Origin of the sequence: Streptomyces sp. NBC_00690 (genome assembly GCF_036226685.1) — a bacterium.
Taxonomy (GTDB): domain Bacteria; phylum Actinomycetota; class Actinomycetes; order Streptomycetales; family Streptomycetaceae; genus Streptomyces.
In genome coordinates this window covers 7,210,334-7,230,830 of sequence record NZ_CP109009.1, presented here as the reverse complement: position 1 = coordinate 7,230,830, position 20,497 = coordinate 7,210,334, and the positions used below count along the sequence as shown (strand labels likewise).

Sequence of the window (20,497 nt, the reverse complement as noted above, 5' to 3'; positions counted from 1 at the left end):
CCTTCGGTCCGCACCGGCGTGTTGCGGTGCCCGGCCCGGGTCAGGGGGGTGTTGTTCCGGGCCCCGTGGGTCAGCCACGCGCAGGCTCCGAGGCAAAACCGGCGAGCACTGGTTCACCCCTGACGTAGCGTCCGAGCGCGGTCAGCGGAAAGACCTGGCGATACAGGTGGTAGTTGATGGAGAAGTCCCAGGGGAAGCCCGTGCCGGTGAAGTACGGCTCGTCCCAGGAGCCGTCGGCGCGTTGTGTTCCGGTGAGCCAGGCGACACCCCGTTCAACCGCCTTGTTCTCCCGCTCCCCCGCAGCCAGCAGAGCGAGCAGGGCCCATGCGGTCTGGGATGCGGTGGATGCACCCCTGCCGACCCACTCCTCCTCGTCGTAGGAGCGCAGGTCCTCGCCCCAGCCGCCGTCGTCGTTCTGTACGGATTCGAGCCAGCGCACCGCGCGCCGGATGGCAGGGTGGGCGGCTGACATTCCCGCCGCCATCAGCGCGGGCACCACCGAACCGGTGCCGTAGAGGTAGTTGACACCCCATCGGCCGAACCAGGCCCCCGTCGGCTCCTGTTCGGCGAGGAGCCAGTCGATGCCGCGGCGGGTGCGGGGGTCGTCGGTCCTGCCTTCGTAGGCCAGCATCTCGACGACGTGCGCGGTCACATCGGCTGACGGCGGGTCGATGACTTCGCCGAAGTCGCAGAAGGGCAGCCGATTGGGGAGGGGGCTGGTGTTGTCCGCGTCGAAAGCGCCCCAGGCACCGTTCTTGGACTGCATGCCGAAGGTCCAGCGCGTCGCCCGGGCGATGGCGCCCTCGACCCGCATCGGGTCGGGGTGACGCACCCGACGCAGGGCGAGGATCACCTCAGCGGTGTCGTCGATGTCGGGGTAGTTGTCGTTGTGGAACTCGAAGGCCCAGCCGCCGGGGGCCAGTTGTGGTCTCCGCACCGACCAGTCGCCGGGCCGGACCACCTCCTCGCCCAACATCCAGTCGGCCGCCCGGACCAGGGCGGGGTGATCGGGCGGCAGTCCGGCGTCCGCAAGTGCCACAGTCGCCAGGCAGGTGTCCCACACGGGCGACTGGCACGCCTCCACCATACGGACAGGCCCACCTGCTTCGCCGTGCTCCTCGCGCCACACGGCGAAGCGGTCCAGGGACTCCAACCCCGCGCGCATGACGGGATGGTTGATGTCATAGCCGAGCAGATGGAGTGCGATCAGGGAGTAGACGGCCGGCGGCTGGATGCCGCCCCAGCATCCGTCGTTCTCCTGGCGTTCGACGATCCACCGCGCCGCGGCGTCCATCGCCGCTCGGCGCAGCCTCCTCGGAGCCACCTTGTGGTAGAGGTGCAGGGCCTTGTCCGCGCGCTGGAAGAAGCCGTCCCAACTCAGGGCGGCGGCCAGCGGGCGGGGCGGGTTGGGCCGCCTGGCATCGGTGTGGAGTTCGTCCAGTGTGAACGGCGCCGGTCGGACCGGGCGCTTGGCCGAGACCACCGTGAGCGGCACGATGGTCTGGCGGGCCCAGCAGCCGAAGTCGTAGATGTTCAGGGGGAACCAGCGGGGCAGGAAGATCAGCTCCGGGGGCAGTTCGGGCAGGTCGTCCCATTGCCACCAGCCGAACAGGGCCAGCCAGATCCTGGTGAACACACGAGCACCGGCGATCCCGCCGTGCCGTCGCGCCCATGCGGAGGCGAGCACCATATGGGGCTCGTCGGGCAGGTCTCCGGCCAGTCGGAGCGCCACGTACGCCTCGATGGTGGCGGACAGATCAGCCGGCCCCCGGTAGAAGGTGGTCCAGGCGCCGTCCTCGCGCTGCTCGGCGCGGATGTGTCGAGCAGCGGCCTTGGTGGTGCGGTCGTCCCTGACGCCGAGGAACTGCCGGAGCAGCAGGTCCTCGGCGTCCATCGTCACATTGGTCTCCAGGTCGCCCTTCCACCAGCCCTGGGCGTCCTGTCTGCTGAGCAGGTGCTCGACGGACAGTGCCACGGCCCGTCGTGCGTTCCCCAGCACGTCATGGCCGCCGGGGTGCAGGGGCACGTGGACTTCGGTCATCTCGCCGGCCGTAGCCGCGTGGGCCCGCACGGGCCCACCGCTTCCATCGGTCGTCGCTGTCATGGCTTCCCCTTCGGTGCAGTGGTGCGCTGTGCTCTGCGGTGCTGGGGTTTCCGTCGGCCGGCGGGCGGTTCAGGTTCCGCTCACTGGTCGGCGACTGCCATGGATATGGGGGGCGGCGTGGGGATCATCTCTCTCGCGTCCTGCCGGACTATCGCTTCCGTACGACGACGAAATCGGCGAGCGCGCTCAACTGCGCCCTAATGTGGGTGGGCATGTCGACGCCTGCCAGTGCTTCGATGGCGACGGTGTGCTGACGGCGTGCCTCCTGGGCGGTCCACTCACGACCGCCCGCCTCCTCGATCAGTGCGGCCCTGGTGGCGAACTCCTCCTCGGAGAAGGTGTCGAAGTCGTTGCTCTTGGCGTCCGCTGCGAGCAGTTCGCCGAGGCGCCTTGAGGCCGGACCACCCTCGGCGAGTGCCGCGACGACCGGCAGGGACTTCTTGCGCTGGCGCAAGTCGCTCCAGGTCTGCTTGCCCGTCGCATCGGGATCGCCCCAGATGCCCAGCAGGTCGTCGATGGCCTGGAAGGCGAGGCCGAGGTGGTACCCGTACGCCTCCAGGGTGTCGGCGGTGCGGTCGTCCGCGCCGCCGAGCACCGCACCAATGGACACCGCGCAGGCGAGGAGTGCGCCCGTCTTGTTGCCCTCCATCTCCAGGCACTCCTCGACGGTGACCCGCTCGCGGTGCTCGTACGAGATGTCCTGGGCCTGGCCGTCGATGAGCTTGCGGGTGGCGCTGGTCAGCCGTCGGGTGGCGCGACCTGCCTCCACCGTGCCGATCTCCAACAGGAGCTCATTGGCGAGGGCGAAGAGTGCGTCACCCACCAGGATGGCCTGGGCGGGCCCATGGACCTTCCACACGGTGTCCCGGTGCCTGCGCTGCTCGTCGCCGTCCATCAGGTCGTCGTGCAGCAACGAGAAATTGTGGACCAACTCCACGGCGACGGCGCCGGGAACACCGACCTCGGCTGGGGCTCCCGCGGCCTCCGCCGAGAGCAGTGCGAGCGCCGGCCGCACGGCCTTGCCGCCGTCCCCGACGGACGGCCGCCCCTCGGCATCGATCCAACCGAAGTGGTACGAGGCAACGGTGTCCATGGGTGCCGCAAGGCGGTCCACGGCAGCGCGCAGCACCGGTGTCGACAGGGCACGTCCGCGCTCCAGGAGCGCGGCGACGTCCACGCCTGCTGCGGTGTCATCAGCCGGATTCGCCGAAGGCACAGTCGGCACGGTCTCTCCTCTTGTTCCGGTAAACGGGCTCACGCCGCCTCCTTGAGCGGATGTTCATGGGGGCGGCCGAGGTCATGGAGGGCTGCGCCGGCGGCGGTGAATCCGCTGCGCACGGCGCCCTCCATGGTCGCGGGCCAGCCGGTGGCGGTCCACGCGCCCGCAAGGTACAGGCCGGGCGCACGGGTCGGCGCACCGGGCCGCAGTCTGCCGACGCCCGGAGTGGGGGCGAAGGTGGCCGTCCGCTCACGGGTGACGAAGAAGTCATCCACCCGGGCCTGCCGTGCGGGCGGCAGCAGCCGCTCCAACTCGGGCAGGTACCGGGCCCGCAGTTCCGCCACGGGTGCGTCGATCTCCTCCTGGGCCGCCGACTGGGAGATGGCCAGGTACTGGCCCTCCTTCAGTCCGGCGGCCTCGGTACGGTCGAAGACCCACTGCACCGGGGAGCCGAGCGCGGTGAAGAAGGGCCGGCGCAGCACCTTGCGGTCGTAGCGGACATGGATGTTGAGGATGGGCGCGGTGGCGATGTCGAGCAACCGGTCGGGGTTGGCGAGAGCTCCCTCGGGGAGCAGGGCATGGGCCTCGCGCTGGGCGACGGCGAGCACCACGGTGTGGGCGTCGAGCCCCTCTCCGTCGATCTCGACGCGCCAGCCGCCGTCACGGGCCGCCCTGATCTCCCGTACCCGGGCCCCGGTCTCAACGCGCACGCCCGCCGACTCCAGCGCCTTACGGGCGAGGGTGTCGTGCAGATCGCCGAGGGGCACCTGGGCCCAGCCGATGTCCGCGGCTCCGGGATCGGAGAGCAGCCCGGTCTTGAAGACCATGGCCGCAAGTCCCGTCGAGGCGTTCGCCGCGGTGGCGTTCAAGGTGGCCACGCCCACCAGGTCCCACAGGGCTTCGATGGCCCGTGGGGTCTGGCCGTGGCGACCGAGCCAGGTGGCGAAGTCGATGCCGTCGAGCTCGGGGTCGGCGGGGTCGAGGCGACCGAGTGCGAGTGCGGCCCGGCCGACGCTCGCCCGCTCGGCGAGCGAGAGATGCGGGTACGTCGCGAGGCTTGCGGCGAGGTGCAGGGGCACGGGCAGCGCGGACCGGCGCAGCCTGCCCAGCCGGGGCCCGGACGCTCGGCCCACGTCCAGTACGGGCACATCCAGTCGGTCTTGGAGCGGTGCGAGGTGCGCGCCTTCGACCCGGTCGAGGAACCAGCGGTAGGCGGTGCAGCAGCGCAGGTACACATGTTGGCCGTTGTCGATGGTGAGGTCGCCGCGCTGGAAGGAGAAGGCGAGCCCGCCGAGCCGGGGGCGGCTTTCGAGGAGGGTGACCCGCAGGCCCGCGTCAGCGAGTTGCAGGGCGGAGGTGATGCCGGCGAGACCGCCGCCGATGACGACCGCGTGCCGCCCGCTCGCGGCGTCGTCCGCTGGTGGTTCGTGGCGGATGTCGGTGGTGTTGTCGCTCATGCGGCCCCCCTGCTGCCCTTGCTCGCGGACCGAGCGTCGCCGAAGTGCCCCGGTGAGCAACGGGTCGGGGCGGGCTGCGGACCTGCGATCCGACCGGTAGCCGCCGGATCGTATGGTGTCGGCTCATGGATCATGGACGGCCCCGCAGTGTGTGGCGGCTGATGTGCCGGGTGTCCAGGCCGGAGAGGCCGCGTACGGCGACGTACGCCTTCTCACGGCCCGGCAGGGAGACCCGACCGCGCAGGACTGCCTCCGGGTCGCGTTCGATGCGATCGAGCAGTCGCCGGTAGATGCCGGCCATCGCCGCAACGCACGCCCCGCTGCGCCGGTCGAGCATGGGAAGCAGCCGGTAGCCCTCGGCGAAGAGCGCGCGGGCGCGGCGGACTTCGTAGTGGATCAGCCCGGCGAAGTCGGAGCCGATGGGGGGCGTGGCCGTGGTGAAGCCGGCCGAGCAACCGAACTTGGCGAGGTCGTCGGCGGGCAGGTAGGTCCGTCCGTTGATGGCGTCCTCGCGGACGTCCCGGAGGATGTTGGTGAGTTGGAGCGCGAGGCCCAGGGTGTCCGCGTACTCGGCGGCCCGCTCGGTGCCCGGCGTACCGGGCTGGGTGCCGAACACGCCGAGGGAGAGCCGGCCAATGGCGCCTGCGACACAACGGCAGTAGACCTTGAGGTCGTCCCAGGTCTCGTAGGACTCCCCGCGCACATCCATCAGCACGCCGTCGATGAGTTCATCGAGGCCGTCGAGCGGCAGCGGGAAGCGGCGCGCGGTGTCGGCGAGGGCGACCGCGACCGGGTCGGTGTCGTCCTCGGCGACGTCCTCGCGACGAATGCGGTCGAGCAGTTCCCGGGTGGCTTCCAGGCGCTTCTGCTTCTCAGTGGGGGCGAGTGCGCCGTCGCCGATGTCGTCGACGCGTCGGGAGAACGCGTACAGGGCGGACATCGCCAGTCGCTTGTCGAGCGGCAGCAGTCTGATGCCGTAGGCGAAATTGCGCGCCTGCTGTCCGGTGACGGCCTCGCAGTAGCTGTACGCGGCCTGCACCGGGGCGGGCGCCCGTGTCAGTTGTTCCATGGTCCGGCTCACCCCTCTTTACGCGCTCTTCGCAATACGGCTCCCACGTCGCGGAGCAGTTGTGTCCTGGCAGGTCTGGGCGGCCCGCCCAGTACGTCGTACCGGGCGGATCTGATGGCGCCGAGTGCGGCCCGTCCCCCGCCGGTGAATCCGGCGAGCAGGAGTCGGAGCCGGCCCGTCACGCTGGCGACGAGGGGAATGCCCTCGTCGAGGAGTTCATCGGCCCGTTGGGCCTGGAACGCGATCAGTGCGCGCACCGATGCGTTCGCCGATGACGCCTTGAGGTCAGCCTCGGTGACGTGGAAGCGGCGCATGTCCTCGGCGGGCAGATAGACGCGGTCACGGTCGAGGTCCTCGGCCACGTCCTGGAGGTGTTCGACGATCTGAAGCGCGGTGCAGACGGCATCGGAGCGGCGCAGGCGTTCGGGGCTCATGGTTCCGGTGAGCTGGAGCACGAGGTGTCCGACGGTGTTGGCGGACAGTTCGCAGTAGGCGAGCAGTTCGTCGTAGCTCTCGTAGCGGCGGACCACCTGGTCACGGCGGTTCGCCTCGATCAGTCCGAGGAAGGGGTCGATCGTGAGGGATCGAGCGCGGACCGTCGGGGCGAGCGTGCGCAGGATCGGGTGACGCGGCTCGTCCGCGGCGAAGACCCGTCGGACGTCGGCTTCGAAGGCGTCGAGGACGACCAGTCGATCGTCGGCCTCGGCGGGTGCGACGCCGAGCCATCGGGCATCGGCGCCGCCGGGTGCGAGGTCGCCGTCACCGATGTCGTCGACGAGTCGGGCGTATCCGTAGACGGCCATGAGGTCCGCGCGCCAGGCCCGGGGCAGGAAGAAGGGAGCGACGGGAAAGTTCTCATCCGTCGCCTTGTCGAGGGTGGCGCGCACGGCGGGCGCCGGGAGCACCGTGGGGATCTGCCGGGTCTCGGTCATACGTGGCTGCCAGGTGCGCGGACGGCGAAAGCCTCGTGGAGCTGGAGAATTCCGATCATTGCCGTCACATCTCCCGTTCTACACTGCCGACCCAATCCATCCCATTTCGGACACGCCGCCGGTCTTGGCGTCGACTGGAGGTCCGACCGCCGGACGGGGCATCGAGGACGTATCGCCCCACTTGCCGCGATTCAGCACTGGTACAGCTTACGTCGTACAACACCCGCCGATGCGTCGGGGCGTAGCGGCCATTACACGAACGTCGCATGATCGGCCAACCTTTCATCGAATAAACGGACTTGGTCTTCCACAGGTTCCCGGTCCCCCACGGTGCGGGTCTCGGCGGAGCGTGCCGCCTCATGTCCGAGGACGCGGGAAGGCCCCCGCCAGGATGACCAGGCGGGGGCCCTATCGGGGCCGGCCGGCTGCCGGAACCGCTCCCACGGCTCTACCGCAGCTACTTGCCGGTCTCCTTCTCGTACGCCTTCAGGACCTCGGCGGTGGGACCGTCCATCAGCAGTTCGCCCTTCTCCAGCCACAGCACCCGGTCACAGGTGTCGCGGATCGAGCCGAGGCTGTGGCTGACCAGGAAGACCGTGCCGGCCTGCTTGCGCAACTCCCGGATGCGCTGCTCGGAGCGGATCTGGAACTTGCGGTCACCGGTGGCCAGGGCCTCGTCGATCATCAGGACGTCGTGGTCCTTCGCCGCCGCGATCGAGAACCGCAGCCGCGCGCCCATGCCCGACGAGTAGGTCCGCATCGGCAAGGTGATGAAGTCGCCCTTCTCGTTGATGCCGGAGAAGTCGACGATGGACTCGTAGCGCTCGCGGACCTGCTCACGGGACATGCCCATCGCCAAGCCGCCGAGGATGACGTTGCGCTCGCCGGTGAGATCGCCCATGAGCGCGGCGTTCACGCCCAGCAGCGAGGGCTGGCCGTCCGTGTAGACCTTGCCGCGCTCGGTGGGCAGCAGTCCTGCTATGGCCCGCAGCAAGGTGGACTTGCCCGAACCGTTGGTGCCGATGAGTCCGATGGCTTCACCGCGGTACGCAGTGAAGGAGACGCCGCGCACGGCGTGCACCGTACGCACACCACGCTGGCGTTCGCCCTTCTTCTTCCCGCGCACGATGCGGTTCAGGGCTGCGGTGGCGCCGCCCCTGCCGCCTCCCGCGCCGTGCACCCGGTAGACGATGTGGACATCGTCGGCGATGACGGTGGGGATCCGTTCAGTGTTGTTATCAGCCACGTCCGTACCGTTCTTCAGCCTTCCAGAAGTACACGAACCCGCAGACGCCGAACAGGACGGCCCAGCCGACGGCGAACGCCCAGACGTGGTCCGGCAGATTCCGCGAACCGTAGTCGTCGATGAGCGCAAAGCGGATCAGGTCCATGTAGATGGCCGCCGGGTTCCACTGGAGCAGATTGACGATCCAGGTGGGCTTGCCCTCAAGCATGAGCGGAATGGAGAACATCACACCGGACGCGTACATCCAGGTCCGCATGATGAACGGCATCAACTGGGCGAGGTCAGGCGTCTGGCTGCCGAGCCTGGCCATGATCATCGCGAGGCCCGCGTTGAACACGAACTGGAGCACCAGCGCGGGGATGACCAGCAGCCAGGAGAGCTGCGGGTAACTGCCGAATCCGATCACGATCAGCAGCAGCACGACCATGGAGAACATCAGCTGCTGGAGCTGCTGGAGCGCAAAGGAGACGGGCAGGGACGCCCGGGGGAAGTGCAGGGCACGCACCAGACCGAGGTTGCCGGAGATGGCGCGCACACCCGCCATGACCGAACTCTGGGTGAACATGAAGACGAACACGCCCGTCACCAGGAACGGAATGTAGACCTCGACCGCCATGCCCCGGTTGGCCTCCAGGATGAGGCCGAAGATCAGGAAGTAGACCAGGGCGTTGAGCAGCGGGGTGACCACCTGCCACAGCTGCCCCAGCTTGGCCATGCTGTACTGGGCCGTGAGCTTGGCCTGGGAGAACGCCAGGATGAAGTGCCGCCGGCCCCACAGCTGACGGACGTACTCGGTCAGTCCCGGCCGGGCACCGCTGACCGTCAGACCGTACTTGCTGGCGAGCTGTGCCGGAGACAGACCGTCGTCGGCCGATGGCCGGGCGGTCATCGTGATCGCACCGTCATGGGTAGTGTCACTCACAAGTGGAAACTTTCGTCTTCGAGATGCGCGGCAGTTGGGGCGCGATACCCGGCCGTCGCCGGATCGCCGGAGTGCGCCCGGTGCTCTCAAGGCCCAAGCTTGTCAGATCACCGGTGGTCGGCCCAGTCGGGTGAGCCGCCACACGGTACGCCACTTCATGGGCCGACGAACACCGCACGGCGCCCGCCAGCCCTCGGCGAATCCGCCCAGCCACGCCTTCAGCGCGGGCGCCGAAGGCCGCCGGGCGAGTGTGAGGAGCACCCAGACACCGAGGTAGATCGGCACCAGGGGTGCGGGCAGGTTACGACGGGCCAGCCAGACCCGGTTGCGCGCCACCATACGGTGGTAGACCGCGTGCCGGGAGGGTGCTGTCGTCGGGTGGTGGAGCAGCAGGTCCGAGCGGTAGTCGATGGACCATCCCGCATCGAGGGCCCGCCAGGCGAGGTCGGTCTCCTCGTGTGCGTAGAAGAACTCCGCGGGCAACCCGCCGACCTCGGCGAACACCGCGGTGCGCACGGCACTGGCACCACCGAGGAAGGTGGTCACCCGGGACGAGCGCATCGGGTCGGCCGCACGCAGTCGCGGTACATGACGACGCTGGGTGACGCCCGTCTGCGGGTCCGCGATCCGGAAGCTGAGAATGCCCAGCCGGGCGTCCGCCGTGAACGCCTCCCGCACCAGTTCGGCGGTACCGGGGTCGGGCAGCAGTCCGTCGTCGTCGAGGAAGAGCAGCGCGTCCATCTCCGCGCCGGACGGTCCGAACGCCTCGATGCCGGCATTGCGCCCGCCCGGGATGCCCAGGTTCTCCGGCAGCTCCACCGTCCGCACCCCAGCGGGCACCCCGGTGGCCGGGGCGCCGTTGCCGACGACCACCACGGAGACGGGGTCGCCCTTCTGCGCGGCCACCGAATCCAGCAGGGCCCGCAGATCGTCGGGGCGGTCACCCATGGTGATGACCACCGCGCCGAGCTTGAGGGAGGCGGTCACTTGAGCCTGCTGGAGGCGAGGATCGAGACCAGGTGCAACAGCGTCTGGACGACGGCGATGCCGGCCAGGATCGCGATGCCGAGACGGGTGAAGAACAGATCGCTCTGGACCATGTCGAGGATCGCGCACACCAGGATGAAGAGGCTGGCCTCGATGCCGCCGACGAGCCGGTGGAACTTCAGCGCCGCGGCGGCCCGACGGGCGAGCGCGAGTCCCGAGGAGCGCGGGACCGAAGCCTCGTCCTTGACGGCGGACAGGCCGCTGCGCTGCCGGGCGACGTCGACCAGGTCCGTCTCGGCCTTGATCAGGATGGCGCCCAGTGCCGCGATGGTGCCGAGGAAGGCCCAGAGCCACTCGGGGCGCCCGTCGCCGAAGGCATCGGCGCCGCGCACACCGAAGCCGACCAGCAGGGCCGCCTCGCAGATGTAGTGACCGATGCGGTCGAGGTAGACCCCGGTCACCGAGGTCTGGCCGCGCCAGCGGGCGACCTCCCCGTCGACGCAGTCGAGCAGCAGGTAGAGCTGGAAGAGCACCACGGCGAGGATCGCGCCGGTGAGTCCGGGCACCAGCAGTACGGCACCGCCGATCACTCCGACCACGACCATGAGGTAGGTCAGCTGGTTGGGCGTGATCCGGGTGTTCACCAGGTAGGGGTCGACGTGCAGCGAGATCTCTCGCATGTAGAGGCGTCCGGCCCAGTGTTCGCCGCTTCTCCGGTCCTTCACTCCCTCCGGGTGAACGACCGGGCGGAGTTCAGCTACGGATGGTCTTGGCATAGTCGGCGTACGCGTCCCTGATCTGGTCGGGGGTGAGGTCAAGGTGCTCAAGGATGGTGAAGCGCCCGGGGCGGGTCTGGGGGGCGTAGTTCACGGCCTCGACGAATTCGTCCACGGTGAACCCGATTTCGGTGGGCAGCACCGGCAGTTCGTGTCTGCGCAGCACTTCCGCGATGAGTCCCGATGCCTCGGTGGCACCCCGCAGGTGCATGGCGAAGGCGGCTCCCAGACCGACCTGTTCACCGTGGCTCGCGGCTCGTTGGGGGTGGAGCAGGTCGAAGGCGTGGCTGATCTCGTGGCAGGCACCGGACGAGGGTCGGGTGTCACCGCTGATCGACATCGCGATGCCGGTGAGGACCAGGGCCTCGGCCAGCACGGTCAAGAACGCGTCGTCCCCCACCCCGCCGGGGTGCCGCAGCACGGCTTCGCCCGCGGTCCGGGCCATGGCGGCGGCCAGTCCGTCGACCGGTTCGCCGTTGATCTCGTGGGACAGCTCCCAGTCGGCGATGGCGGAGAGATTGGAGACGGTGTCGCCGATGCCGGAGCGGATGAACCGGGGCGGCGCCTCGCGCACCACATCGAGGTCGATGACCATGGCGATGGGCGTGGGCACGCCGTAGGAGCCGCGGCCGTTGTCGTTGTCGAGGGTGGCGACGGGCGAGCAGATGCCGTCATGGGCGAGGTTGGTGGCGACGGACACCATGGGCAGCCCGACGCGGGCCGCCGCGTACTTGGTGACGTCGATGATCTTGCCGCCGCCCAGGGCGACCACGGCGTCGTACCGCTGTCCCTTGATGGCGTCGGCGAGCGTCACCGCGGAGTCGATGGTGCCGTCCGCGACCTCGTACCAGTCCGCGCCCGGGAGCACCGGCGAGAGCCTCTCGCGCAGGGTGCGCCCCGAGCCGCCGCTGATCGCCACCGCGAGCTTGCCGGACGACGAGATGCGCTGGTCGGCGAGGAGCCCGGCCAGATCGTCGAGGGCTCCCCTGCTGATGTCGACGACGACCGGCGACGGAATGAGCCGGGTCAGTACTGGCACGCGATCCCACGGCCCTTCGTGAGGTCGTCGTGGTTGTCGATCTCCACCCAGCTGACGTCGCCGATGGGGGCCACGTCCACGCCGAAGCCGCGGTCGGCGAGCTCCTGGTAGCCGTCCTCGTAGTAGAGGTCGGGGTCACGCTCGAAGGTGACCTTGAGGGCGTCCGCGAGCTCGACGGCCGCCTCGGGTTCGATCAGGGTGACGCCGATGTACTCGCCGGTCGCGGTCGTGGGGTCCATCAGCTTGGTGATGCGCCGCACCTGGTCGGCGTCGTCCGTGATGACCTTCATCTCCTCGTCGGCGAGCTGCTTCACCGTGTCCAGGGCGAGGATGATCTTTCGACCCTCGCCCCGGGCTGCCAGCAGGGTCCGCTCGACGGAGACCGGGTGGACGGTGTCCCCGTTGGCGAGGATGACTCCGCGCTTGAGGACCTCCCGGGCACACCACAGGGAGTAGGCGTTGTTCCACTCCTCGGCCTTGTCGTTCTCGACGAGGGTGAGCTTGAGGCCGTAGGCGGCTTCCAGGGCGGCCTGACGCTCGTAGACAGCTTCCTTGCGGTAACCGACGACGATCGCCGCTTCGGTGAGCCCGATCTCGGCGAAGTTGCTCAGGGTGAGGTCGAGGACGGTCTTCTCACCCGCCACGGGCACGAGGGCCTTCGGAAGCGTGTCGGTGTAGGGGCGCAGTCGCCGTCCGGCACCGGCGGCCAGTACGAGGCCGATCATGCGGTTTCTCCTTCGTCATGTACGGCGGGTGCGGAGGAGGACACCCAGAAGCGGATGCTCTCGACCAGCACCACGAGGGCAATGACCGCGGCGAGGGTCGTCAGCGCGATGGTGAATCCGGTGCCACCGACCAGGGCGGCCAGCAGCGTGACGGCCGCGATCCGGCCCTCTTGCCCGCCGATCGCCCGCACCAGCCAGTGCGGAGGCGCGCCAGTGCCCCCCCGGATTCGATACACCGTGTCGTAGTGATGGTAGGCGACTGCCGCGACCAGCCCGAAGGCCGCGGGCAGGGCCCCGGTGGCGCCCTCGACCTCGGCGCGGGCCGCCAGTGCCAGCAGCGTGCCGTACTCGGCGGCGCGGAAGATCGGGGGAACCAGCCAGTCGAGCGCTCCCTTGAGGGGGCGGGCGACCGCGATGCCGGAGGTGACGGCGTACAGCACGGCGGCGATCAGGGGCCAGGGGGAACCGTAGTCGCTCAGTGCGGCGGTGGTGACGAGCCCGGCCGCTCCGAGGAACGCGATCACGGGTGCGGCGAGTGCGGGCAGCCCGCGGACGACACCGTGCGCGGCCCGTGCGACCGCTTCGGCCAGCGGGCCGCAGTCGGCGAGGTCATGAAGGGCGCCGGCGGCGCGGTCGGTCCGCTCCGCCTTGCGGGTCAACGAGCGCAGCAGACGGCCCGCGGTCGTGTAGCAGGCGGCGAAGGAGCACCCGATGAGCAGCGCGTAGAAGACGATCCGGGGGGTGGTGACGGCCGTCAGGACGGCGATCATGGCCCAGCGCTCGCCGATAGGGAGCACGATCATCCGTCGGACCCAGACCGTCCAGCCCACGCTGTCCAGCCGGTCGGAGAGCGCCGCGGTGGGGCTGGTGTTGGAGACGGCGTCGTGGTTGGCCTCGTTGAAGGAGAAGTCCACGACGTGACGACAGGTCTGGAGGACCATCGCGGCGAGCGCAAGCCCCCACACGTCATCGCCGCCCCGGGCCGCACCGAGTGCCAGACCCGCGTAGTAGGCGTACTCCTTGGCCCGGTCGAAGGTCGCGTCGAGCCAGGCGCCCATCGTCGAGTACTGGAGCGAGTAGCGGGCGAGCTGTCCGTCGGTGCAGTCCAGGACGAAGGAGAACAGCAGCAGGACTCCGGCGGCCACATAGCCGGCCCGGGTGCCGGTGGCGGCGGCACCCGCCGCGATCAGGGCGGTGATCAGGGACGCGGTGGTGACCTGGTTGGGGGTGAACCCCCGTCGGGCACACCAGCGGGCGAGGTAGCGCGAGTAGGGGCTGATCGCGAAGGTGGTGAAGAAGCCGTCCCGGGCCTTGACCGCGGAACGCAGGCGTACGGCCTCTTCGTCCACGGCGGCGACGGCCTGGCGTGCTTCGTTGCGGGCCTGGGGGTCGTCGGGCACGGTCGCCACGAGGGAGCCGAGTTCCGGACGGTGGACGGCCGTGCCGTCCGCGGTCAGATCTTCGGCGAGGAGGTCGGGCAGTGCCTGGTCCAGCCGTACCGCGTATTCGGCGCCCCGGGCCTCCACGGCGGTCACCGCTCCCTTGAGGGCGGAGCGCGCGGCCGGCTGCGCGGTGAGCGCACCGGGTACGGCGGCCACCGGGAACCGGGGGTCGGTCAGGGCGAGGCGCAGGGAGTGGACATGGCCGACGAACCGAGCGTCCACGAGGGCGACCCGCTCGTCGGCGGGCACCGCCGCCAGGATCTCGGCGGTGCGCTCGGCCTCCGATGAGACCCGTACGTCGAAGCCCAGGGACCGCAGATCGCCATCGAGGGACGATCCGGGCACGGGCGGACCGGTGAGGATGGCGGTCGGCAGACGAACTCACTCCTTGGAACCGAGGGTGGTGGCGCGCGGCGGCCCGTCCCTGCACTGAAGGACGGCGGCACGTCGGCGGAGACTGCGGCAGAGGCTATCGGATGCACTCAGGCGGGAGTTCACTGGCCATTTGCGCCCCGGTCGGCCTCCGACCGGCATAGCGGGCACCCGTGGAGGGAGCCCGCACGGAGATCATCATTATCGATCAGTGCCTCGGGCCACAAACCGCCCCCTCATGGCTCCGGGGCCTTTCCCACGGGTCAGGGCACGAGACCCTGGCAAGACCCGGCGGAGAGGCCCTGGATCGCCTCCGAACGATCCCCGCCAGAACATTCGGGCGGACGACGCCGTTTACTTGGATTACTCGGACACGTCCTAGGCTGACGGCCATGAGTTGGCTGATTACAGGTGGAGCGGGGTATATCGGCGCGCATGTGGCGCGGGCGATGCTGGGGGCGGGCGAGCGGGTCGTAATCCTGGACGATGTGTCGTCGGGGATCGTCGAACGCCTCCCGCAAGAGGTTCCGCTTGTGCGCGGTTCAGTACTGGACCGGAAAGTGGTGGATCACACCATCGCGACTCACGATGTCACGGGGGTTGTACATCTAGCAGCGAAGAAGCAGGTCGGGCAGTCTGTCGAGCAGCCGCTCCACTACTACCAGGAGAACATTCACGGTCTGACCGTGTTGTTGGATGCTGTCGTCAAGGCGGGTGTTCAGAGGTTCCTCTTCTCCTCTTCGGCAGCGGTGTACGGGGTCCCTGAGCTGGACTTGATCCCGGAGTCGGCACCCTGCGTGCCGATCAACCCCTACGGAGAGACCAAACTGGCCGGGGAATGGCTGGTGCGGGCCACGGGCAAGGCGCATGGACTGTCGACGGCCTGTCTGCGCTACTTCAACGTGGCGGGCACGGCCACACCGGAGCTGGCCGATACCGGGGTCTTCAACATCATCCCGATGTTCTTCGACCGCATCACCCGCGGCGAGGCACCCCGGATCTTCGGCGCTGACTATCCGACGCCGGACGGCACCTGCATCCGGGACTACATCCATGTCGCCGATCTCGCGAACGCCCACCTCACCGTGGCGCGCCGACTGACCGAGGGGGATGTGCGCGGTGATCTCACCGTCAACATCGGCCGGGGAGTCGGCGTCTCCGTGCGGGAGCTCGCCGATCTGGTGGCTGAGGTGACCGGCTACACCGCGGAGCCCGTGGTCGAGCCTCGGCGGCCCGGTGACGCGGCGAAGGCGGTGGCGTCGGTCGGGCTGATCGGCGACGAGCTGGGATGGTCCGCATCGCACGGGGTGCGCGAGATGGTCGAGTCCGCCTGGGCCGGATGGCGACTGCGGCACCCCGAGTAGCCCGGATACGGCTCCTGGGTCCATCGCCCTTCTTGCTTCACCTTCCGTAGCCCGCTTGCCTGCTTGTCTGCTTGTCTGCTTTTCCACTCGTCCGAACGACCCGGGCACACCGCAGGGACGGTGTGCCCGGGTCGTTCTCCGTCCGCCCCCGATAGGCATAGCGGGTGCAAACAGCGCTCGACGGTGTACGGCCGCGACCCCCCGGTGAATGCGCGGGGGCGCCTGCGCCGGGGCGGCCGTCCCTCCTGCGTCTCACTCTTCGGACGAGCTGAAATGTCCGCCCGCGTCTCTGACCTGCGGAACATTTCCGCAGGTCAGAGGTTATGACAACGGTGTTCAGTGCCGTGTTGCCTATACCCCCTACCCGTAGTTCACTGTGGATTCGACAGATCATTGTTCGATGACCGGGAGGCGTCTCCTATGGGGGCTGGGCACGACCACGGACACTCGCACTCGCACGCACCGCCGACGGGGACCGCAGCCGCGGCCTACAAGGGGCGGTTGCGGATCGCACTCACGATCACGCTCAGCGTGATGGTGCTGGAGATCATCGGCGGTGTGATCACCGGTTCCCTCGCCCTGGTCGCCGATGCGGCCCACATGGCGACCGACGGCGTCGGTCTCGCCATGGCACTGCTGGCCATCCACTTCGCCAATCGACCCCCCAGCCAGACCCGCACCTTCGGTCTCGCCCGGGCGGAGATACTCGCGGCGCTCGCGAACTGTCTGCTGCTGCTCGGCGTCGGCGGTTTCGTCCTCTTCGAGGCGGTGGAGCGGTTCATCACCCCGGCCGAGACGCAAGGCGGCCTGACCATCGTCTTCGCCCTGGTCGGCATGGTTGCCAACATCATCTCCCTCTCGCTGCTCGTGCGCGGCCAGAAGGAGAGCCTCAATGTGCGCGGGGCGTATCTGGAGGTGCTGGCGGACACCCTCGGGTCCCTCGCCGTCCTGGTGTCCGCCACGATCATCATCACGACCGGCTGGCAGACGGCCGACCCGATCGCTTCGCTGGTGATCGCCCTGATGATCGTGCCACGCACCTTCAAGCTGCTCCGGGAGACGCTGAACGTCCTCCTTGAGTCCGCCCCCAAGGACGTCGACATGGCCGATGTGCGGGCCCACATCACTGCCCTGCCGGGCGTGGAGGACGTCCACGATCTACACGCCTGGACCATCACCTCCGGAATGCCGGTCCTCTCGGCGCATGTGGTGGTGAGCCCCAGCGCCCTGGAGGCGGAGGGCCACGAGAAGATCCTGCACGACCTCCAGGAGTGCCTGGGGGACCACTTCGATGTGGAGCACTGCACCTTCCAACTGGAGCCCGTCGGCCATGCCGAGCACGAGGCGAGGGTGTGCCACTGAGAGGGCGTCCCAGACGCTGATGCGAGGGGAAATGAGGGGGCCGCCGAGTCACATCTGACTCGGCGGCCCCTCACATGGGCGCACTGTCAAGCCGTGCGAGCCCCCTACACGAGGCGGGCGCCGTCGATCGGCATACCGGTGTCAGGACCCCGGCGCAACTGGTGTTTGATTGACCTTGGAATGTGCCGCGGGACGGCACAGGGCACGATCCCGATTCCACGACCTGCGGAGTGCCGCCCCTGGCCCAGGTTGACCCCGGGGCCCGGGCTAGCGAGATGGACATTAAAGGACATGCCCGGACAAGCAGAGGTGCGGACAAGCCGCTTTTGTACGGCAGACTAGGCAGGCCCCTCAGGGCGAGGACCACATGCGAAGGATGGTTATGCCGACCTCACCAGCCACCGCCACGAACAGTGCACCCCCCACGATTCTGCTCGAATTGGTCGACGAGCAGGGCAATACTGTCGGCACCGCGGAGAAGCTCGCCGCCCACCAGGCACCCGGGCAACTGCATCGGGCCTTCTCCGTCTTCCTCTTCGATGAGCAGGGCCGCCTGCTCATCCAGCGCCGCGCCGCCGGCAAGTATCACTCCCCCGGCGTCTGGTCGAACACCTGTTGCGGACACCCGTACCCGGGCGAGGCGCCGTTCGCCGCCGCGGCCCGGCGCACCCACGAGGAGCTTGGCCTCTCGCCCTCGCTGCTCGCCGCAGCGGGCACGGTCCGCTACAACCACCCGGACCCGGCGTCGGGCCTGGTGGAGCAGGAGTACAACCACCTCTTCGTGGGTCTCGTCCAGGCCCCGGTACTGCCCGATCCCGACGAGGTCGGCGAAACGGCCTACGTCACGGCGGACGAGTTGGCCGAGCGGGTCGAGAAGGACACCTTCTCGACCTGGTTCATGACGGTGTTGGACGCGGCGCGCCCCGCGGTCAGGGAAATGACGGGCCGCGCCTGCGGCTGGTAGCGGCAGCGCGGTAGGGGCGCCCCACCGGGCGTCCCTCAGCACCGTGTGAGCGGCAGCTCTACCCATACGACCTTTCCACCCCGCGCGGTGTGTTCGACGGCGTAGCTGCCGCCCGCCTCGCGCGTGATCTCCCGCACCAGATGCAATCCGCGGCCCCCGGTCTGCCGCCAGTCCGTCTCCAGCGCCTGAGGACGGTACGGATGGTCGTCCTCGACGCAGACCCGGACGCCTCGGGCGACGACGGTGACCTCCACGACCACCTCGGGCGAGAGCACTGCGGCGTGCTTGACCGCGTTGGTGACGAGCTCCGAGACGATCAGAAGGATCCCCTGGAGCAGGTCGTCCCCCATCGGGACGCACTGGCGGCGCAGGAGGTCGCGCACCGCCTGTCGTGACTGGGGCACTGACACCTCGACCGTCGGGGCGGTGAACCGCCAGACGCCCTCGTATGCCAGTGGATGCGCAGGGACGCTCCCGCGGCTCTCCATCGTGCGGTACCACCCTTGGCTCGGCAGCTACTGACCATCGAGTCAACAGTGTTGGCAGCGAGCCGGGCCGGACTGTGGGTCTGAACAGAAGTCAGCACCAATTGACCCGTATTGACCGCGTGCGTATGCCAGCGTCAACCGCGCGACTGGTCCTGGTCTCCTTCTGGCCGGTGTGCGTCGTCGCCGATCCCGGGCGAGGGGCCGGTGGCACCGGGGGCGGTGGTCCGCCCACCCCTACCCTCCGGACCCGCAGGCTCGGCGACCATACGGACGATCCGACGGCCGCCGACCCCGATCGCCAGCAGTCCCAGACCGTCGAAGAGCAGTGCCAGCGAGAAGAACAGCCCCAGGACGTACCGGCTGCTCTCCGGCCAGTTACCCAGGACCAGAATGCCCAGCAGCAGCCCGAAAGCCCCCTGGAGCAGCGTCCAGCCGAACTGCGGACCGCGCACCACCAGGGAACCCACCAGCCGAAAGAGCCCGCCGGTGAGAAACAGGAGCGCTGCGAAGAGCGTCAGGGCCTCCGCCGACCCCTCCGGGTGTCTGATCACCACGACTCCCGCGGCGATGTTCAGTGCCGCGACCACCACGGCCAGCCAGAAGTAGTCGCTGCCACGGGACTCGATGGCGTGCAGCAGACCGATCACCCCGCCGATGAGCAGCAGCCAGCCGAACAGCAGCATGGAGGTGAGCGTGGCGGCCCAGGTGTAGATCAGGCCGACGAGTCCGGCGAGCACGAGGATCACACCGAGCGCGGCCAGCAGACTGAAGTTGCGCTTCAGTTTCTTGGGCGCCTGAGCGGTACCGGCCATCGCTGCCTCCTTGCCGAACCCCCCTGTGCCCCTCCTTGATCGTAGGTCCGCTGGTGGCGGATAGCATCCGCCACATGGAGTCACCAGCCCAGCCGAGCACCCCACCGCGGGTGACACACAGCGTCACCGACGGTGTGGCCACCGTGGTGATCAGCAACCCGGCCAAGCGCAACGCCATGACCGGATCGATGTGGCGGGAGCTGGCGGAGCTGCTCGGACCGCTGGCCGGCGACCGAGACGTACGGGCTCTGGTGCTCACCGGGGAGGGTGGCACGTTCTGCGCCGGCGCCGACATCGCCGCGCTGAGGGGGACCGGGGAGTCGTCGCAGTCTCTTGCGGCCCGTGCGGAGGAAGCCCTGGCGGCCTTTCCCAAGCCGACGCTGGCCGCCGTGCGCGGCCACTGCGTGGGCGGCGGGTGCCAGCTCGCGGCGGCCTGCGATCTGCGGTTCGCCGAGGAGGGTGCGCTGTTCGGGGTGACGCCGGCCAGGCTGGGCATCGTCTATCCGTCCTCCTCGACGCGTCGGCTGGTGTCGTTGATCGGCCCGTCCGCGGCCAAGTACCTGCTGTTCTCCGCCGAGCTGATCGACACGGACCGGGCGCTCAGGACCGGCTTGGTGGACGAGGTCGTGCCGACGGGACAGCTGGGCCAGCGCGTCGCAGCCTTCACCCGGACCCTCGCCGCTCGCTCGCAACTCACCCAGGCCGCGGCCAAGGAGTTCGCCGCAGGCCGGGTGGACCGGGATGCCTACTGGGCGGAGCAGGCGCGCTCGGCCGACGAGGCGACGGAGGGCGTCGCGGCCTTTCTGGAACGTCGTGCACCGCGGTTCACCTGGACGGTTCCGGAGCCGGCGCCCGAGCGTCGCCCTGGGGACCTGCGCCACCGCTGAATCGGGTGGCCCTCCTGCGCCCGGTTCACACAGCGCCCCGGTCCGGCCCGCATGATCGTGTTTGGACGCGCCGCCCGGGGCAAGCCGATCCCTGATCGCACACCACGCCATCAGGAGGTTTTCATGTTCCGCGCCATCGCAGATGTGTTCCGTACCCTCGGCTCCGCCGTCGCCACCGTCGTCACCCTGCCGTTCCGTCTTCTGGCCCGTCTCTTCGGCGGAGCATCGGGCCGAGGCGGCCGTACGCGACGTGCCTGAGGGGCGGGCAGCGCGACATCCGTCCCGGCGGACCGGCACAATGCACTCTCAGGCACTGGCAGTACGGGAAGG

General features: G+C 69.3%; 19 protein-coding genes. 5 read left to right on the top strand and 14 right to left on the bottom strand.

Annotated features, from left to right (window positions below):
• Positions 1–70 precede the first annotated feature (70 nt).
• The 12 genes from shc to OID54_RS31435 all read right to left on the bottom strand — a co-directional run bounded on the left by shc (position 71) and on the right by OID54_RS31435 (position 14,293).
• Positions 71–2,104: a squalene--hopene cyclase gene (gene shc / locus OID54_RS31490; RefSeq protein ID WP_329025088.1), complete on the bottom strand. Its 2,034-nt coding sequence runs from the start codon at positions 2,102–2,104 to the stop codon at positions 71–73.
• 148 nt (positions 2,105–2,252) lie between these two features.
• Positions 2,253–3,320, bottom strand: a complete 1,068-nt coding sequence (locus OID54_RS31485) for a polyprenyl synthetase family protein (RefSeq protein ID WP_329027891.1) — start codon at positions 3,318–3,320, stop codon at positions 2,253–2,255.
• Positions 3,321–3,358: 38 nt separating this feature from the next.
• Complete coding sequence (hpnE, locus tag OID54_RS31480; protein ID WP_443055710.1) at positions 3,359–4,780, bottom strand: hydroxysqualene dehydroxylase HpnE; 1,422 nt, start codon at positions 4,778–4,780, stop codon at positions 3,359–3,361.
• 130 nt (positions 4,781–4,910) lie between these two features.
• Positions 4,911–5,849, bottom strand: coding sequence for a presqualene diphosphate synthase HpnD (gene hpnD, locus OID54_RS31475; RefSeq protein ID WP_329025085.1), 939 nt, complete (start codon positions 5,847–5,849; stop codon positions 4,911–4,913).
• A gap of 8 nt (positions 5,850–5,857) precedes the next feature.
• A complete protein-coding gene (gene hpnC, locus OID54_RS31470) occupies positions 5,858–6,781 on the bottom strand; it encodes a squalene synthase HpnC (RefSeq protein ID WP_329025082.1) in 924 nt (307 codons plus the stop codon).
• A gap of 457 nt (positions 6,782–7,238) precedes the next feature.
• Positions 7,239–8,027 carry an ABC transporter ATP-binding protein gene (locus OID54_RS31465; protein ID WP_329025080.1) on the bottom strand — a complete coding sequence of 263 codons (789 nt, stop codon included), beginning with the start codon at positions 8,025–8,027 and terminating at the stop codon, positions 7,239–7,241.
• Positions 8,020–8,949, bottom strand: a complete 930-nt coding sequence (locus OID54_RS31460) for an ABC transporter permease (protein ID WP_329025078.1) — start codon at positions 8,947–8,949, stop codon at positions 8,020–8,022. The genes OID54_RS31465 and OID54_RS31460 overlap by 8 nt, the downstream gene beginning before the upstream one ends.
• Positions 8,950–9,051: 102 nt before the next feature.
• On the bottom strand, positions 9,052–9,897 hold the full coding sequence (locus tag OID54_RS31455; RefSeq protein ID WP_443055804.1) for a glycosyltransferase family 2 protein: 846 nt from the start codon (positions 9,895–9,897) through the stop codon (positions 9,052–9,054).
• Between the two features lie 35 nt (positions 9,898–9,932).
• Positions 9,933–10,712 carry a CDP-alcohol phosphatidyltransferase family protein gene (locus tag OID54_RS31450; RefSeq protein ID WP_329025075.1) on the bottom strand — a complete coding sequence of 260 codons (780 nt, stop codon included), beginning with the start codon at positions 10,710–10,712 and terminating at the stop codon, positions 9,933–9,935.
• Positions 10,690–11,751 (bottom strand): iron-containing alcohol dehydrogenase family protein, encoded by a 1,062-nt coding sequence (locus tag OID54_RS31445; RefSeq protein ID WP_329025074.1) that lies wholly within the window; start codon positions 11,749–11,751, stop codon positions 10,690–10,692. The genes OID54_RS31450 and OID54_RS31445 overlap by 23 nt, the downstream gene beginning before the upstream one ends.
• Entirely contained in the window at positions 11,739–12,476 is a 738-nt protein-coding gene (locus OID54_RS31440; protein WP_329025073.1) for a phosphocholine cytidylyltransferase family protein, read from the bottom strand. Before OID54_RS31440 ends, OID54_RS31445 begins: the two co-directional genes overlap by 13 nt.
• Entirely contained in the window at positions 12,473–14,293 is a 1,821-nt protein-coding gene (locus OID54_RS31435) for a DUF5941 domain-containing protein (RefSeq protein ID WP_329027890.1), read from the bottom strand. Before OID54_RS31435 ends, OID54_RS31440 begins: the two co-directional genes overlap by 4 nt.
• Before the next feature lie 389 nt (positions 14,294–14,682).
• On the opposite strand from OID54_RS31435, the gene galE reads away from it, so the two are divergent.
• From galE to idi, 3 genes are all read left to right on the top strand, one after another.
• Positions 14,683–15,654, top strand: a complete 972-nt coding sequence (gene galE / locus OID54_RS31430; RefSeq protein ID WP_329025072.1) for a UDP-glucose 4-epimerase GalE — start codon at positions 14,683–14,685, stop codon at positions 15,652–15,654.
• Positions 15,655–16,074: 420 nt separating this feature from the next.
• Complete coding sequence (locus tag OID54_RS31425; protein ID WP_329025071.1) at positions 16,075–17,016, top strand: cation diffusion facilitator family transporter; 942 nt, start codon at positions 16,075–16,077, stop codon at positions 17,014–17,016.
• Positions 17,017–17,398: 382 nt separating this feature from the next.
• A complete protein-coding gene (gene idi / locus OID54_RS31420; protein WP_329025070.1) occupies positions 17,399–17,980 on the top strand; it encodes an isopentenyl-diphosphate Delta-isomerase in 582 nt (193 codons plus the stop codon).
• Between the two features lie 35 nt (positions 17,981–18,015).
• Here idi and OID54_RS31415 read toward each other — a convergent pair whose 3' ends face one another.
• Together OID54_RS31415 and OID54_RS31410 are read right to left on the bottom strand one after the other, a co-directional pair.
• A complete protein-coding gene (locus OID54_RS31415) occupies positions 18,016–18,468 on the bottom strand; it encodes an ATP-binding protein (RefSeq protein WP_329025068.1) in 453 nt (150 codons plus the stop codon).
• Between the two features lie 134 nt (positions 18,469–18,602).
• A complete protein-coding gene (locus OID54_RS31410) occupies positions 18,603–19,280 on the bottom strand; it encodes an HdeD family acid-resistance protein (RefSeq protein WP_329025066.1) in 678 nt (225 codons plus the stop codon).
• Between the two features lie 74 nt (positions 19,281–19,354).
• Between OID54_RS31410 and OID54_RS31405 the strand changes: the two genes are divergently transcribed.
• Together OID54_RS31405 and OID54_RS31400 are read left to right on the top strand one after the other, a co-directional pair.
• A complete protein-coding gene (locus tag OID54_RS31405) occupies positions 19,355–20,167 on the top strand; it encodes an enoyl-CoA hydratase/isomerase family protein (protein ID WP_329025064.1) in 813 nt (270 codons plus the stop codon).
• A gap of 123 nt (positions 20,168–20,290) precedes the next feature.
• Positions 20,291–20,425 (top strand): LPFR motif small protein, encoded by a 135-nt coding sequence (locus OID54_RS31400; protein ID WP_329025063.1) that lies wholly within the window; start codon positions 20,291–20,293, stop codon positions 20,423–20,425.
• Positions 20,426–20,497 lie beyond the last annotated feature (72 nt).

Bases quoted from the DNA above. Each gene is read 5' to 3' on its own strand.
- galE (WP_329025072.1), top strand. From the start codon at position 14,683: ATGAGTTGGCTGATTACAGGTGGAGCGGGGTATATCGGCGCGCATGTG.
- hpnE (WP_443055710.1), bottom strand. From the start codon at position 4,780: ATGAGCGACAACACCACCGACATCCGCCACGAACCACCAGCGGACGAC.
- OID54_RS31425 (WP_329025071.1), top strand. From the start codon at position 16,075: ATGGGGGCTGGGCACGACCACGGACACTCGCACTCGCACGCACCGCCG.
- OID54_RS31410 (WP_329025066.1), bottom strand. From the start codon at position 19,280: ATGGCCGGTACCGCTCAGGCGCCCAAGAAACTGAAGCGCAACTTCAGT.
- OID54_RS31400 (WP_329025063.1), top strand. From the start codon at position 20,291: ATGTTCCGCGCCATCGCAGATGTGTTCCGTACCCTCGGCTCCGCCGTC.
- hpnD (WP_329025085.1), bottom strand. From the start codon at position 5,849: ATGGAACAACTGACACGGGCGCCCGCCCCGGTGCAGGCCGCGTACAGC.
- hpnC (WP_329025082.1), bottom strand. From the start codon at position 6,781: ATGACCGAGACCCGGCAGATCCCCACGGTGCTCCCGGCGCCCGCCGTG.
- shc (WP_329025088.1), bottom strand. From the start codon at position 2,104: ATGACAGCGACGACCGATGGAAGCGGTGGGCCCGTGCGGGCCCACGCG.
- OID54_RS31405 (WP_329025064.1), top strand. From the start codon at position 19,355: ATGGAGTCACCAGCCCAGCCGAGCACCCCACCGCGGGTGACACACAGC.
- OID54_RS31415 (WP_329025068.1), bottom strand. From the start codon at position 18,468: ATGGAGAGCCGCGGGAGCGTCCCTGCGCATCCACTGGCATACGAGGGC.
- OID54_RS31450 (WP_329025075.1), bottom strand. From the start codon at position 10,712: ATGCCAAGACCATCCGTAGCTGAACTCCGCCCGGTCGTTCACCCGGAG.
- OID54_RS31440 (WP_329025073.1), bottom strand. From the start codon at position 12,476: ATGATCGGCCTCGTACTGGCCGCCGGTGCCGGACGGCGACTGCGCCCC.
- idi (WP_329025070.1), top strand. From the start codon at position 17,399: ATGCCGACCTCACCAGCCACCGCCACGAACAGTGCACCCCCCACGATT.
- OID54_RS31455 (WP_443055804.1), bottom strand. From the start codon at position 9,897: ATGGGTGACCGCCCCGACGATCTGCGGGCCCTGCTGGATTCGGTGGCC.